Origin of the sequence: Burkholderia sp. LK4 (genome assembly GCF_001043615.1) — a bacterium.
In the GTDB taxonomy this organism is placed as follows: Bacteria; Pseudomonadota; Gammaproteobacteria; order Burkholderiales; family Burkholderiaceae; genus Burkholderia; species Burkholderia cepacia.
In genome coordinates this window covers 151,089-165,171 of record NZ_LDUL01000003.1, presented here as the reverse complement: position 1 = coordinate 165,171, position 14,083 = coordinate 151,089, and the positions used below count along the sequence as shown (strand labels likewise).

The 14,083-nt window shown below is 69.1% G+C and carries 12 protein-coding genes; 2 read left to right on the top strand and 10 right to left on the bottom strand.

Annotation, left to right across the window (positions count from 1 at the left end; all coding sequences use genetic code 11):
• Positions 1–311: 311 nt before the first annotated feature.
• The 8 genes from VK92_RS01475 to pdxR form a co-directional block, all read right to left on the bottom strand.
• Positions 312–1,802 (bottom strand): efflux transporter outer membrane subunit, encoded by a 1,491-nt coding sequence (locus tag VK92_RS01475; protein ID WP_048023162.1) that lies wholly within the window; start codon positions 1,800–1,802, stop codon positions 312–314.
• Positions 1,803–1,812: 10 nt separating this feature from the next.
• Positions 1,813–2,967: an ABC transporter permease gene (locus VK92_RS01470; protein ID WP_048023160.1), complete on the bottom strand. Its 1,155-nt coding sequence runs from the start codon at positions 2,965–2,967 to the stop codon at positions 1,813–1,815.
• Entirely contained in the window at positions 2,964–3,923 is a 960-nt protein-coding gene (locus tag VK92_RS01465; RefSeq protein ID WP_048023158.1) for an ABC transporter ATP-binding protein, read from the bottom strand. Before VK92_RS01465 ends, VK92_RS01470 begins: the two co-directional genes overlap by 4 nt.
• Positions 3,920–4,894: an HlyD family secretion protein gene (locus VK92_RS01460; RefSeq protein WP_048023156.1), complete on the bottom strand. Its 975-nt coding sequence runs from the start codon at positions 4,892–4,894 to the stop codon at positions 3,920–3,922. The genes VK92_RS01465 and VK92_RS01460 overlap by 4 nt, the downstream gene beginning before the upstream one ends.
• The gene (locus VK92_RS01455) at positions 4,891–5,589 is read right to left on the bottom strand and encodes a TetR/AcrR family transcriptional regulator (protein ID WP_048023154.1); all 699 of its coding nucleotides are present in this window, start codon (positions 5,587–5,589) and stop codon (positions 4,891–4,893) included. The genes VK92_RS01460 and VK92_RS01455 overlap by 4 nt, the downstream gene beginning before the upstream one ends.
• 333 nt (positions 5,590–5,922) lie before the next feature.
• Positions 5,923–6,345: a cupin domain-containing protein gene (locus tag VK92_RS01450; protein WP_021159256.1), complete on the bottom strand. Its 423-nt coding sequence runs from the start codon at positions 6,343–6,345 to the stop codon at positions 5,923–5,925.
• A 10-nt stretch (positions 6,346–6,355) separates the two neighbouring features.
• Positions 6,356–6,793, bottom strand: coding sequence for a carboxymuconolactone decarboxylase family protein (locus tag VK92_RS01445; protein ID WP_021159255.1), 438 nt, complete (start codon positions 6,791–6,793; stop codon positions 6,356–6,358).
• A 94-nt stretch (positions 6,794–6,887) separates the two neighbouring features.
• Positions 6,888–8,372 (bottom strand): MocR-like pyridoxine biosynthesis transcription factor PdxR, encoded by a 1,485-nt coding sequence (gene pdxR, locus VK92_RS01440; protein WP_048023153.1) that lies wholly within the window; start codon positions 8,370–8,372, stop codon positions 6,888–6,890.
• Positions 8,373–8,621: 249 nt separating this feature from the next.
• Between pdxR and VK92_RS01435 the strand changes: the two genes are divergently transcribed.
• Both VK92_RS01435 and VK92_RS01430 read left to right on the top strand, forming a co-directional pair.
• A complete protein-coding gene (locus VK92_RS01435; RefSeq protein WP_048023151.1) occupies positions 8,622–9,539 on the top strand; it encodes a LysR family transcriptional regulator in 918 nt (305 codons plus the stop codon).
• Between the two features lie 146 nt (positions 9,540–9,685).
• Entirely contained in the window at positions 9,686–10,435 is a 750-nt protein-coding gene (locus VK92_RS01430) for an SDR family oxidoreductase (protein WP_021159252.1), read from the top strand.
• A 94-nt stretch (positions 10,436–10,529) separates the two neighbouring features.
• On the opposite strand, the gene VK92_RS01425 is transcribed toward VK92_RS01430, so the two are convergent.
• Both VK92_RS01425 and VK92_RS01420 read right to left on the bottom strand, forming a co-directional pair.
• Positions 10,530–12,164 (bottom strand): glycoside hydrolase family 32 protein, encoded by a 1,635-nt coding sequence (locus tag VK92_RS01425; RefSeq protein WP_048023149.1) that lies wholly within the window; start codon positions 12,162–12,164, stop codon positions 10,530–10,532.
• 174 nt (positions 12,165–12,338) lie between these two features.
• On the bottom strand, positions 12,339–13,916 hold the full coding sequence (locus VK92_RS01420; RefSeq protein ID WP_048023147.1) for a glycoside hydrolase family 68 protein: 1,578 nt from the start codon (positions 13,914–13,916) through the stop codon (positions 12,339–12,341).
• Positions 13,917–14,083 lie beyond the last annotated feature (167 nt).

Here is a 14,083-nt window from a genome sequence, read left to right as displayed (position 1 = left end):
AAAACCTTAACTGAACGGCATTAGGCCTTCGGGCCGGTTTTTTCATGGCTGCGCAATTCGGGCGAATGTCGCGCTGAGATCGCTGGGTCAAACCCGCACCGCGCGATCATTCCACTTCTATCGCTGCGTCGAGCCTGCATGCGCGATTGCTCTGCTTCGATCGCTGCGTCAAGCCCGCGCACCGCGCGATCACTGCGCGTCTACCGCTGCGGCGAACCTGCATGCGTGATCGCTCCGTTTCTATCGCTGGGTCAAGCCCGCGTCGCGCGATTGCTCCGCTTCGATCGCCGCATTGAGCCTCCACCGCGCACTCACTCCGCCGCATCATCCATCCAGCTTCCCGCCAGCGCCTGAAACAGCGCCGCCGTATCGGCAAGCCGGTCGGCCTGTGCGCGCGTACGGTCGAGCGCCGTCTGCAGTGCCTGCCGCTGCGCGTCGAGCAGGTCGAACGTGCTGATTCCGCCTGCCGCGTAACGATCGCCGGCAATCGCGTTGCTTGCCGCCGCTTCCTGCGCAGCGGTGTCTCTCGCCCGCAGCTCGGCAGCGTCGTGCTCGACCGCGCGCATTGCGTCGGCCACCTGCTGCAGCGCCTCGAGCACGGTTTCCCGGTAACTCGCGAACGCGGCGTCGTACGCCGCTTCGGCCGCGCGTTTCTTCGCACGCAGTTCACCGCCGTGAAAGAGCGGCTGCGTGAAACCGAGACCGACATTCCATACATTGAGCCCGCTCACGATATCCGCGATACGTGTGCGCTCCGAGCCGATCCCCGCCGAAACCGAAAAGCGCGGATACAGGTTCGCGGTGGCCACGCCGACGTTCGCGCTCGCCTGGTGCAGCACGGCTTCGGCGGCGCGGATGTCGGGCCGTTCGCGTGCGAGCGTCGACGGCAGCGCAACGGGCAGCGTGCGAGGCAGCGCGAGCGTATCCAGCGTGAGGTCGGGCAGCATCGCGTCGGCGGGCGGCGCGCCGAGCAGGATCGCGAGCCGGTGGCCGGACTGCGCGAGGCGGGTCGCGAGCGGCGGCAGCGACGCCTGCGTCTGCGCGAGCAACGCGCGCTGCGCATGCACATCGGCCTGTGATACGCCACCGGCAACGAAACGCGCTTCGACGATGCGCAACTGACGCGTCTGCGCGTCGATCAGCTGCCGCGTGAGCGCGACCTGCTGCGCGAGCGACGCGCGCAGGATCGCGGTGGCGACGACGTTACCCGCGAGCGTCAGGCGCGCGGCGTCGAGCGTATAGGCCTGATAGTCGACCTGCGCGCGCAACGCCTCGAGCGCGCGCCGGTTGCCGCCGAACACATCGAGCACGTACGACACGCTCACCGACGCGTCATAAAGCGTGAACGGCCCCGGGCTCGGCACGCTGGCCGGCAGGCCGAACGCGGTCGTGTCGACCTGCTCGCGCGTCGCGGACAGGCTCGCATCGACTTTCGGCAGCATCGTCGCGCCGGCTTCGGCTGCATGGTTCTGGCGCGCTTCGTCGAGCCGCGCGCGGGCTTGGGCAAGCGTCGGGCTGTTGCGCCACGCGGTATCGACGAGCCGGTTCAGCGGTTCGGAGCCGAACTGCGTCCACCAGTGCTGCGGAGTGTGTTCGGCCGATGCGAACGTCTGGCCATCGCCTGCCGGGCCGGCGGCGGCGGCCGTCGTCGCCGGTGGTTCGCCGCGCGTGTAGCGCTGCGTGGCGGGCGCATCCGGCGCGTGGAAATCCGGCCCGACCGCGCATCCGGCGACGAGCAGCACGGCAGCGACCAGCGTGCAGCAGCGGGTGGCGTGGAGGGGGCGACGCGAAGCCGGTTTCATCGTGCGGTGCCTAGTCGAGCGTGCGCCGGTAGAAGCGCAACGCGATGCCCATCACGACGACGGTGAACAGCGCGACCGGCCACACGGATGGCCACAGGTCGTTCCAGCCGTTCCCTTTCAGCAGGATGCCGCGCACGAGGCGGTTGAAGTAGGTGAGCGGCAGCAGGTTGCCGATGAACTGCGCCCACTTCGGCATCCCGGCGAACGGGAACATGAAGCCCGACAGCAGGATGTTCGGCAGGAAGTAGAACACCGCGAGCTGCATCGCCTGCAACTGGTTCTGCGCGAGCGACGACAGCGTGATGCCGACGGTCAGGTTCGCGGCAATGAACAGCAGCGCGGACAGGTAGATCGCGAACGCGCCGCCGACGAACGGCACCTCGAACACGAAGCGGGCGGCCGCGAGAATGATCGACACCTGGATCAGCCCGATCAGCACGTACGGGACGATCTTGCCCGTCATCACCTCGAGCGGCCGCACGGGCGTCGCGAGCAGGTTCTCCATCGTGCCGCGCTCGCGTTCGCGCGTGATCGCGAGGCCCGTCATCATCACCATCGTCATCGTCAGGATCACGCCCATCAGGCCCGGCACGACGTTGTACTGCGTGATGCCCTCGGGGTTGTAGAGCCGGTGCAGCACGACGTCGAAGGCGGCCGGCCGGCCGTTCAGGTGCGCGAGCGGGCCGGTCAGGTCCTTGTCCGCGACCGGCTGCACGAGGCCGGCGAGCGCGCCGATCGCCGACGCGGTCGCGACGGGATCGGTCGCGTCCGCCTCGACGAGCAGCGACGGACGTTCGCCGCGCAGCAGCCGGCGCGAGAAATCGGCCGGCACGTTCAATACGAACAGCACGTCGCCGCGCGCGAGCGCACGCTGGCCGGCCGCTTCGTCGGGCAACGTCTCGACGATGTCGAAGTACGCGGAGTTGCGCATCGCGGCGACGAAGCTCCGCGCGAACGGGCTCGCGTCGGCGACGATCACCGCGGTCGGCAGGTGCTTCGGATCGGTGTTGATCGCGAAGCCGAACAGCGCGAGCTGGATGATCGGCACGCCGACGATCATCGCGAACGTCACGCGGTCGCGGCGCAGCTGCAGGAATTCCTTCAGCACGATGCTCCACCAGCGCGCGACCGAGAACGCATCGCGCAAGCGCGCCCACGCGTTCATGACGACGCTCCGCCGGGCGGCGCAGACGCGCGGCCCATCATGTAGATGAATACGTCCTCGAGGCCGGTGTCGATCGGCGCGACCTGCAGCGCGGCGGCCCCGCCGGCCTGCACCGCGACCTGCGCGAGCGTCGCGTCGAGCCGCGCGCGATCGCGGCCGCTCACATGCAGCGCCGAACCGAACACGACCGTCTGGTCGACGCCCGGCATCGTCCGCAGTCGCGCGGACAGTTCGGCCAGGTGCCCGCCGGTGATCGCGCGGGTCGCGAGCCCCTGCGACGCGACGATCTCCGCCGACGTGCCCTGCGCGAGCAACTCGCCGTACGCGATATACGCGAGCTTGTGGCAGCGTTCGGCTTCGTCCATGTAGTGCGTGCTGACGAGCACCGAAATTCCCTGGGCGGCCAGCCGGTGCAGTTCTTCCCAGAAGTCGCGCCGCGCGGCCGGGTCGACGCCGGCCGTGGGCTCGTCGAGCAGCAGCAGGGCCGGCTCGTGCAGCATGCAGGCGGCCAGCGCGAGGCGCTGCTTCCAGCCGCCCGACAGCGCGCCCGTGAGCTGGTCGGCGCGGCTCGCGAGGCCGAGCCCGTCGAGGGCGCGCGCGACGGCCGCCTTGCGGTCGGGCATCCCGTACACGCGCGCGACGAAATCGAGGTTCTCGCGGATCGACAGGTCTTCCCAGTACGAGAAGCGTTGCGTCATGTAGCCGACGCGTCGTTTGATCTGCGCGCTGTCGCGCACGATGTCGTAGCCGAGGCAGGTGCCGCTGCCCGAGTCGGGCGTAAGCAACCCGCACATCATCCGGATCGACGTGGTCTTGCCGCTGCCGTTCGGACCGAGAAAGCCGAAGATCTCGCCGCGCGCGACGCGCAGCGACACGTCCTTCACGACATGCTTGTCGCCGAAATGCTTGTTCAGGCGATCGACGTCGATCGCGTACGGGGCGGAGGGCGTGTTCACGGCACCCTCACGGCGACGGGCTGGCCCGGATGCAGCTTCGGCGCGTCGGCCACGGCCGGGCGTGCCTCGATCATGAACACGAGCTTGGTCCGGCTCTCGTTGCTGTAGATCACGGGCGGCGTGTATTCGGCCTCGCTCGATACGTAGGTGATGTGCGCGGGCACGTCGGCCGCACAGCCGTCGCAGTGGATCGCGACGGTGCGCCCCGGTGCGAGCGACGCGATGGCGGCCTCGGGCACGAAGAAGCGCACCTTCAGGTTTTGCGGCGGCAGCATCTGCACGACCGGATTGCCGGCCTGCACCCATTCGCCGACACGGTACAGCGTGTCGTACACGCGCCCGGCGGCGGGGGCGGCGACGCGCTTCTGGTCGAGCTTCCACTGCGCTTCGGCCACGGCCGCCTGCGCGGCGTCGACCTGCGCGGCCTGCGCGGCGACCTGCTGCGCGCGGCCCGGCAGGCGCGCGACGTCGACCTGTTTCTGAAGTTCGCGCATCTGCGCGGCGGTGGTTTGCGCGGACGTGCGCGAATCGTCGAGCTGCTGCTTCGACAGGCCGCCGGCCGCGTACTGGCGTTCGTCGCGCGCCAGTTGCGCGGCGGCTCGCGCGGCCTGCGCGGTGGCCTGGGCGAGCTGCGCCTGCGTGACCGCGATTTCCGGCGGGCGCTTGCCCGTCTGCAGGTCGGCAAGCTGCGCGCGGGCGGCCGCGAGCTGGTGCTGCGCCTGCAACAGCGCAGCGGTTTCGCTGACGGCCTCGAGGGAGAAGGCCGGTGCGCCGGCGGCGAGGGTCTGGCCGCGCGCGACCGCCAACTGCGTCAGCGTGCCCGATTGCGACGACGACAGGTACACGAATTCGCCTTCGACGTAGCCCTGGTAGGTCGTGCCGTTGTCTGCCGGGCGTCCGCAGCCGGCGAGCACGGCGACTGCGGCAACCGCGGCAACCGTCGCCAGCGGCCGTGCGCGGAGCGGGTTCATGACGGCCTCCGTGGCGAGCGGGCCCGAGCGCGACGCGCGGGGGCGGGTGGCTGCATTCCCGAACCGAGCAGCGCGCGGACGTGCCGGTGCAGCACGTCGCGATCGATCGGCGGCATGCCGCGCGCGCTTTGCCACAGTTTCGCGGTCGCGAGCGGCAGCATCACCAGCGCGATGATCGAATGGAACAGGAACGCGGGTTCGAGCGCGGGGTTCAGCGTGCCGGCCTGCTGCGCGCCGCGGATGCGTTCGGCGAAGCGTCCGACATGATCGAGCGGAATGCGCCGGACCATCCGTTCGCGCAGCAGCCCGCCTTCGTGGACGATCTCGCGCAGCCAGATCGACGGCAGCCACGGCATGCGGTGCGTGACGTCGAAGAAGCGGTCGACGAGTTCGCCGACAAGTGCGAACGGATCGTCGTCGATCCGCGGCTCGGTCGGTCGCCACACGAACGCGATCGCCTGTGCGAGCCGTTCCTCGACGATCGCGTCGAGCAACCGCTCGCGATTCGTGAAGTAGTAGTGGACCATCGCCGACGTGACGCCTGCTGCGGCGGCGATCTGCGCGACGGTCGTCGCGGCGATGCCGCGTTCGGCGAACAACTGCATCGCGACGTCGAGCATGTGGTCGCGCAGGTCGAAATCGTCGACCGACGGGCGGCGCCCGCGCGGCCTGGCGACGGTGGATTTCGCGTTCATGGAATCGACGCTAATTGATGAGTTAGTTAATTTCAAGGAAGGGTTTTCGACCGGGTTGATCGAGATCAGGCGAGCGTCGAACGGGGGCGCGGGCGGGCCGGGATGTGGCGCGGTGCGGTGCGGCAAGCCGACCGCGGAGTGTAGGGAGCGGCTAATGCGGAAACGGCGAGGAAGCGGCGGAGAAACGGCGGAGAAACGGCGGAGAAACGGCGGAGAAGCGCCGAGGGAAAACCGGCGGGGAGCGGCGGGGCTCAGTAAGCGAAACGGCGGCGAACCCGGTCGTGCAGCGGGGGCACGTGCGTAGACAACGGCACGCGCCCCCCCGGCAAGCGCTTACTGATCGATCGGCGACGTCAGCGGCACGTGTTCGCCGGTCAGCCCGAACACGACGAGCTGCGCGGGTTCGGTCGCGCTTGCGTTGCGCGACACCTGGTGGCGCGAGCCGGGCGCCTCGTACCAGCCTTCGCCGGCGCGGTAGCGGTGCAGCGGGCCGCCGTTCACCTGCGACAGCACTTCGCCTTTCGACACGACCGCGAACACCGAGCCGAGGTGCCGGTGGGCTTCCGAAGCCTGGCCGGGCGCGTAGTCGACGGTCGCGACGACCGCGAGCTTGCCGGGCGCTTCGGGCACCGCCTGCTGCATGATCGTGTGCACGTTGTCGCCGGTGTCGTGTGCATGGGCGGCGGCCGGCGGCAGCGCGGCCGCGGCCGCGAGCCATGCGCCGAGGGCGGCGCGACGGAGCGTGGCGTACGTCATCGTCGTCTCCTTACTCGGGCATCTTGCGGAACGCGATCGCGAAGCGGTTCCACGTGTTGATCGTCGCGATCAGCATCGACAGGTCGAACAGTTCCTCGTCGGTGAAATGCGGCTTCACGGCCTCCCAGACGGCGTCGGGCACGTGGTTGTCGGCCACCAGCGTCAGCGCCTCGGTCCATTCCAGCGCGGCGCGTTCGCGCTCGGTGAAGAACGGCGTTTCGCGCCACACGACGACGGTCGCGAGACGGCGGTCGGTTTCGCCGTCCTTGCGTGCGTCGGTCGTGTGCATGTCGACGCAGAACGCGCAGCCGTTGATCTGCGACGCGCGCAGGCGGACGAGTTCGGCGAGCGGCTTCTCGATCGAGCTTTTCGCGATGAAGTCCTCGGCGTTGCGCATCACCTTGATGGCGTTCGGGCTGGCGGTATAGAAGTTCAGGCGCGGTTGCATGGCAGGTCCTTTTTCGGTTGGAGCGCACGGTGGCGCGACAGGACCCACTTTAGGGCGCAAGCTGGCCTTCTTGAATGGCCAATTTCTGGAAAATTCAGGTAACCAGTGCCGGGCCGCCGACGCTGCCCGAACCCAGCAGGCCGGCGAGCTTCGCAAGCGCCGTGTCGATGCGCAGCGCGTCGATCCCGCCATAGCCGAACAGCAGCCCTGCACTGACCGGCACGGCGACGTGGAATGCCGAGATACCGTACAGGCCGATGTCCTGCGCGCGGGCGGCGCGGACGACTGCCGCCTCGTCGAGCCCCGGCTTCAGGCGGGCGGCGAGATGGATCCCGGCGGTCGGCACGATCGCGTCGAACCACGGCGCGAGTTCGCCGCGCAGATGCGCGATCAGCATCTTGCGACGCGCATCGTAGTGCTTCTGCACGCGCTTCAGGTGCCGTGCGAAGTCGCCTTCGAGCATGAAGCGGGCGAGCGCCGCCTGCGTCAGCGTGCAGGTGTGCCAGTCGACGATCTGCTTCGCCTTGGCCAGCGCGCCGCGCAGCGCGCGCGGCGGAATCGCGTAGCCGATCCGCAGCTCCGGAAAGATCGTCTTCGAGAAGGTGCCGACATACGCGACGAGGCCCGTGCGGTCGAGGCTCTTCAGCGACTCCACCGGCCGGCCCTCGAAGCGGAACTCGCCGTCGTAATCGTCCTCGATGATCACGGCGCGGCGGCGCTGTGCCCATTCGAGCAGCGCGACGCGCCGGTCCAGCGTCATCGGCATCCCGAGCGGGAACTGATGCGACGGCGTCACGTAGACGAGGCGCGCGTCGTCGGGCAACCGTTCCGTCACGAGGCCGTGCGCGTCGACCGGCACGCCGATCACCGTCGCACCGAGCGACGCGAACGCGGCACGCGCGGGCGGGTAGCCGGGATCCTCGACCGCGACCACATCGCCGGGCCGCACGACGACGCGGGCGATCAGGTCAAGCGCCTGTTGCGCGCCTTGCGTGACGAGCACGTCGTCCCAGCTGCATGCGACCGCGCGGCTGAATCCGACGTAGCGCGCGATCGCCCCGCGCAACTGCGGATCGCCGGCCGGGTCGTGATACTGGGCGGGGCCGCGCATCTGCTGGCGCAGCGCGTGATGCAGGCAGCGCCGCCACGCGTCGAACGGGAACAGCGTCTTGTCGGTCACGCCGCCGCGGAAGTCGAAGGCGGGCGCATCCTGCGGGGCGGGCATCGCGAGCGCGTCGGGCAGGTCGTTCCACAGCGCGCGCGCATCGACCGCGTCGACGCGCGGCGTGCCGTCGACGAGCGACGGCGCCGACAGGGACGCGGCGTGCGGCACGCGCGCGAGGCCGTCGGCGACGAACGTGCCGTCGCCCGCGCGGGTATTCAGGTAGCCCTCGGCCACCAGGCGCTCGAACGCGTCGAGCGTCGTCTTGCGCGAGACGCCGAGCTGTTTCGCGAGGTCGCGCGTCGACGGCAGCCGCGCGCCGCCCGCGAGGCGCCCGTCGACGATCGCGGTGCGCAGTTGCCGGAAGATCTGCCCCGTCAGGTCGTGACGGCCTTCGATGCGGATCGCGATGTCCATCGCAGTGGTTACCTCGGTTACCGTGATTTCGAGTCAATCAGCATACCGGAAGGCGGCGTGGTGCGGGCGACGTGGCGGCGTGACGGGATGCCTGTGCCGGCCGCCGGAGCGCAAGGAATCGCGCGGAGGCCGGCCGAACCGACCGGGCGGGACGCGCGCGTGACCGGCACGACCGGCCCGCATCACCCGATTGGACCTTGGCCCGCCGCTGCCTTACGATCCACGACAACCCCACACCGGAGCGACCCCATGCTGTCCGAAGACGAACTTGCGCTGCTCGACGCGATCCGCGCCACCGGCAGCCTGTCGCGGGCGGCCGCGCGGCTCGGCAAGGCGCCGTCGACGGTGTCGCACGCGGCGCGCCAGCTCGAAACGCGTTTCGACGCGCTGCTGTTCGACCGGCGCGGCTACCGGCTGCAGCTCACGCCGGCCGGACAGTTGCTGACCGACGAGGCGGCGCGGCTGGCGCTGGACGTCGCGCGACTGACGCAGCGTGTGCGGCAGGTCGCGAGCGGCTGGGAAGACCGGCTGTGGATCGTCAGCGACGAGGTGCTGGAGTTCGACACGCTGTTGCCCGTCGTCCACGCGTTCGATGCGCTCGATTCGGGCGTGTCGTTGCGTTTCACGCACGAAGTGCTCGGCGGTACCTGGGAAGCGCTGCGCGACGGCCGTGCGGACCTGGTGGTCGGCGCGACCAACGAGCCGCCGGCGATTCCCGGCTTCAAGTGGTTCGAGCTGGGGGCGATGGAGTGGGTGTTCGCGGTATCGCCGCGCCATCCGCTGGCCGCCGTGAGCGGCGCATTGACGCGAGATGCGATCGGCGCGCACCGGGCGGTCGTCGTCGCCGATTCGTCGCGGCGCGCGTCCGGCCGCGCGTATGGCCTGCTCGGCGGGCAGGCCGTGCTGGCGGTGCCGTCGATGCGCGCGAAGATCCTCGCGCAGCGCGACGGGCTGGGCGTCGGCTGGGTGCCGCGCCGGCGCGTGGCGTCGCTGCTGGCGCGCGGCGAACTCGTGGAAAGACAGACGGCCGATCCGCGCGAGCCGAACCGGCTGTATGTCGCGTGGCACGGCGACCGGGACGGCCGGGCGCTGCAATGGTGGCTCGAGCAATTGCGCGAACCGAGGCTCGCGCAACGGCTGCTCGACGGGATCGACGTGGCCGGCTGACGCGGCGCGGAACCGCGCGACCGAACCCGTCCGCGCAAACACGTTCGACGATTTCGAACGTGTTCGTCGCGCCCGTCGTACGGCAAGGCCGGGCGCGGCGCGCATCCTGTGTCCACGGTCAACTCACCGGTTCACGGGAGAACATCATGCAACGCTTCGAAGGAAAGACGGTCCTCGTCACGGGCGGCAACAGCGGCATCGGCCTGGCGGCCGCCAGGGCATTCGCGGCCGAAGGCGCGCGGGTCATCATCACCGGGCGCGATGCGCAGACGCTCGAGGCCGCGCGGCAAACGCTCGGCGCGGATGCGCTCGCGATCCGCAACGAGGCCGGCAGCGTCGCGTCGGCCCGCGCGCTGGCCGATGCGATCGCGTCGGCGGGAGCGCGGCTCGACGCCGTGTTCATCAACGCGGGCGTCGCGAAACTCGCGCCGTTCGCCGACAGCGACGAGGCCATGTGGGATCTCGTGTTCAACACCAACGTGAAGGGCGCGTATTTCCAGATCCAGTCGCTGGTGCCGCTGCTGAACCGTGGCGCGTCGATCGTGATCAACGGCTCGATCAACGCGCACATCGGGATGCCCGGCTCGTCGGTGTACGCGGCGAGCAAGGCGGCCGTCAATTCGTTCGCGAAGACACTGTCGACGGAACTGCTGCCGCACGGCGTGCGCGTGAACGTCGTGAGCCCGGGGCCCGTGCAGACGCCGCTCTACGGCAAGCTCGGGCTCGACGCGGCCACGCTCGACGAGACGGCCGACAAGATCAAGGGCCTCGTGCCGGTCGGCCGGTTCGGCACGCCGGACGAGATCGCGTCGACGGTGCTGCACCTCAGCGCGCCGGAATCCGCGTTCATCGTCGGCGCGGAGATCATCGCGTCGGGCGGGATGGGCTTGCTCTGATCGGCGAGGCCCCGGCGGGGGCTGCAACCGCCCGGCGTTGCGCCGGGCGGACAGCCCACGTCACCGGCGGACGTATCGCGTCCGCGCGTTGCTTCTATCGTGCCGCACAGGTGCCATGCCTGTCGCCGCCGGCTTCGAGCTGCGTCACCGTGAGCCCGGAGAACGTCGCGCGGCCGTGCTCGGCGAACACGGCGACGCGGTCCGCGTCGGGCGGCGGGAAGATCAGGTCGGTGAGCGCCACTCGGCCGCCGTTCGCGAACACTTCGACCGAGCCGCGATCGACGACGATCTCGAGCCGCAACCGCCCGTGCTCGAGCGGCAGGTCCACGATGTGTTCGCGGCTGAACGTGCCGGCGAAATTCGCTTCGCCGGAGCGGGAGCGGTCGAGCGTCAGCGTGCGCTTCACGGTGTCGTACACGATCCGGGTGCCGACCGAGCCGTCAGCCGAGCGGCGGACGATCAGGCCGGCACGCGCCGCGTGCCGCGGCTCGATCGTGACGGTGATGCGCTGGACGGTGCCGCGCGTCGCGGGCGACAGCGCGCGTGTCGCGGAATCGACCGTGAGGTCGCCTTCGTGAACGGCGGGCCGTCCGTCCGCCCATGCGTCGAACGCGGCCGCCGGCGCGACGACGAGCGTCGGTTCGCCGTCGATCGTTTTCAGCGAGAGTTCACGCGGCAGGGTCGTCGCGCCGCGCCACGGCGTAGTCGGCACTTTTGCCGCGTAATCCCAGTTGCTCATCCACGCGATCGCGACCGGTCGTGAGCCGGGTGCGCCCGAGAAGGTGCCGGCTGCGTAGAAATCCGCGCCATGGTCGACCCAGTGGAATTGCGCGGGATCGGAACCGGCGGGGGCGACGCGATCCGGCGTAAACGTGCGGCCGTCGAAGTGGCCGACGAAATACATCGCGCCCGAGCCGCCGGCGATCGACCACGGGTTGACGTTGACGATCATGACCCACCGTGTTTGTGCGGGGTCGCCGTCGAGCGGCAGCGGCACGAGGTCGGGCATTTCCCACAGCGCGCCGTCGTGCGGCACGCCCGGCCGCGTGAAGTCGCTCAGGAAATTCCAGTGGATCAGGTCGTCCGAGCGATAGAGCTTCACGACGTGCGCATCGGCGACGACCGTCGTCATCAGCCAGTAGCCGCCCGGCGCATACCACGACACTTTCGGGTCGCGAAATTGCTTCGATTCCGGGTCGAGGGTCAGCACCGGGTTGTGCGTATACGGCTGCCAGGTCGTGCCCTGATCGAGGCTGTACGCGAGCGACTGCGCCTGTATGCCGGGTGCGTGACCCGAACCGGGTTTGTAGACACTCGTATAAAGCGCGACGAGCGGCGTGTGGCCCGGTGTGCCGAGACCGGACGTGTTCAGCGTATCGGCGACGATCGAGCCGGAGAAGATTTCCTCCGTCGCGTTCGCGCGCATCGCGACCGGCTGCTCGCGCCAGTGGACGAGATCGGTGCTCGTCGCGTGGCCCCACGACATGTTGCCCCAGTCGTTGCCGAGCGGATTGTATTGGTAGAACAGGTGATAGCGGCCGTTGTCGTAGACGAGCCCGTTCGGGTCGTTCATCCAGTTGCGCTGCGGCGTGTAATGGAGCGCGGGTCGCCATTGCGGGGTGCCGTCGTCAGCCGGCGCGTGGCAAGGCGCGGCAGCGGCCTGGGTGGCCACGCAGGCGAGCAGCAACCGGGCGATCAGGGCGGAAAAGCGAAAAGACGTCGATATCATGCGGGGTGTCGTGCTTCGCCGTGCAAGGCGGGAAAGATGGGCGCCTGCCGCTTTCGACGGCGGTGCGCGCAATGGATGGATGGAAAAAGCGGAGGCGCGCACGCGACACGCGCGATATGCGCCTCCCTAACCCCGTGCCTTTATCGATGATTGTTATGGTTGGTTATCCCGACTTCACTGGCTGTTGCCGTCGTTGTGTCCGGCGCCCGTCGCGGGCAGGTTCGCCGGAATGTCGCCGTAGCCGCCGAGGCCGCCGCGTCCATACGTGCGGTCGACCGCCGTCGACGTGCCGTTGATGTTCACCTTCACCGTCGGCGCGAGCGTGCCGCCGCGACGCGGGCCGATCGCATCGATGAACGACTCGACGAGCCCGCCCGGCATCACGTAGTGCGAATACGACTGGAATTCGCGCGGGTTCTGGTTCGGATCCTGCGAATACGGTGCGCCGGCCGGTGCGGAGAAGTCGGTCGGGTTGCCGAGCACGAGGCCGCTGCCGCCGTTCAGCGGCAGGAAGTCGCTGCGGATGCCGTTGCCGACGAAACCGTACACGCCGTCCGGGCCGTCGACGCCGGCCGCCATCGTCGTGCGGTGGCTGATCGTGAACAGGTAGTACTTGCCGTCCTTCAGGTAGATCTGCGGGCGCTCGGTCTGGTCGTCGACGCAGTTCGCCGACAGGATCGGCGGCAGGAACTTCCACTCGGTCAGTTGCGGGTTCGTCGCGACCGCCAGGCCGACATTGGCCTTTTGATACACTGCGCCCGAATTCATCACCGCGTTGAGATCTTCGCGGTTCGGATCGTTCGGTGCATAGCCGAGATCGGCCTCGGTGCAGGTGCGCGCGCCGCGCGGGCCGCCGGTGTTGCCTTCGAACACCATGTAGGTCTTGCCCGGATGCGCGGGGTCGGTGAACACGAACGGATCGCGGAACGAGAAGTAGGTGTTCTGCTGGCCGGTCTGGTAGTAGTTGCCGTCCGGTTGCAGCAGCGGCTTGTGATTGTCGAAGCCGGTGAACCACACGTGCGTGTTGTCGGCGTGGATGTTGCCGTCGGCGCGCGTGATGATCGCCTGCGGCGGCGTGATGTCCGCGCCGCCGGGTGCCGAGCGGTTGAACGACGTCGCCGTGTAGTACAGGCTGACGTTGCTGCCGTTCGTGAGGCGCGCGGAGCCCGACCATTCGGCGTTGTTGGTCATCGGTGCGGTGCCGAATACCTTGGCGCTCGCGCCGTCCGGGAACAGGTGGCCGCCCCAGGTCCAGCCGCCGTTGGCGGGGCGCTGCGACGCGGGGATGCCCGCGCGGCGATAGAAGAAGCCGATGCGGGCGTGGACGTGACGGTCGTCGAACGTGTAGCCCGCGTGCGGATCGGCGGTGAGCGAGAAGATCACCTCCCAGCCCTTGTAGCTGAGCTGGTTCGCGCGCAGGTCGGCCAGCGGCCACGTGTCCCACACCCACACGTTCGAGTTGATCAGCGGGAAATCCTGCGGGATGTCCGGCATCGTCAGCGCTTGCGGCAGCGAGTTCTTGTCGGCGCCGGCGGTGTGCGACTGCGCGACGATCTGGCGGATGTCCGCACGCGTCCAGCGCATCGTGAAGTTGCCTTCGGGATCGTAGGCCTGCTGCGTATGGGGCGTGGGCACGGGCGCGCCCGTGCCGCTGGACTGCGCGTGCGCGACGGACGCGAAGGCGGCAAGTGCGCCGCCAGCGAGGAGCAAACGTTTGGTCGCGATCGGGCGGAAAAGGGGAAAGTGTGTCATCTCGTCGTTGTTCCCTGGCAAGGTGAAAGTGAACGGCTGAGTGGGCATCGATGTCCAAACCGGTTTGGATGCTATTTCAAACCGGTTTGGAACGCAAAAGATATTTATTTGACGGTAATCGTTACCAATTGGAAATAATTACCCGGCCGGTGCATCCCGGTGTTCGG